General features: G+C 69.6%; 1 protein-coding gene. It reads right to left on the bottom strand.

Annotated elements, in window-relative coordinates; genetic code table 11:
• On the bottom strand, window positions 1-744 hold a 744-nt coding region (locus BN903_RS04165), incomplete at its 3' end, for a pyridoxal phosphate-dependent aminotransferase (RefSeq protein ID WP_048076533.1).
• Window positions 745-851 lie beyond the last annotated feature (107 nt).

The raw sequence follows: 851 nt of genomic DNA, 5'->3' as shown, positions 1-851 counted from the left end.
CTCGACGCGCTCCTCTGCGCCGTACACCCAGCCGAGCCGCCAGCCGGTCATCGAGAACAGCTTCGAGGCGGAGTTGACGACCACGACGTTGTCCGTCTCGGCGAACTCCATCGGCGAGCGGTGTTCGCCGTCGAAGACGGTGTACTCGTACACCTCGTCGGAGACGCAGAGCACGTCGTGCTCGTCGGCGATCCGCGCGAACTCGCGGACGTCTTCCTCGGAGGAGACCGCGCCGGTGGGGTTGCCGGGGGAGTTCACGACGAACGCCGCGGTGTCGTCGGTGATCGCCGCCTCGATCGCCGCCGGGTCGATCGTGAGGTCGTCGCGGAGCGGCACGGGGACCGGCTCACCGCCGGTCAGCTTCGTCAGCGCGTCGTAGGAGACGAACCCCGGGTCCGGGATCAGCACCTCGTCGCCCGCGTCGACGTGCGCCTCCAGCGCGATGTGAAGCGCCTCGCTGCCGCCGGCGGTCGCGATGACGTTCGCGGGGTCGAGGTCGATCCCCTGATCGGCGCGGTGTTTCTCGGCGATCGCCTCACGCAGCGACGGAGTCCCCTTGTTCTCGGTGTAGGCGTCCGCCTTGCCCGACTCGATAGCGTCGACGGCGGCCCGACGCGCGTGGTCCGGCGTCGGGAAGTCGGGCTGGCCCAGCCCGAGGTTGATCGCGTCGTCGCCGGCCGCCTCGAACACCTCGCGGATCCCACTTATCGAGATCCGCTCGACCCTGTCGGAGAACGTCGTCATACTCGTGTGAGCGCGCCGCCGAGAGTTAGTTCTTGTCACGTCGGATCGACCGACGCGTCAGCGTTCCGCGACGGGCGGCGGTCACCACCGCCGCCGCTCCCAGACCG

It is taken from the genome of Halorubrum sp. AJ67 (genome assembly GCF_000513435.1).
This window is presented reverse-complemented; position numbering and strand designations above follow the sequence as displayed.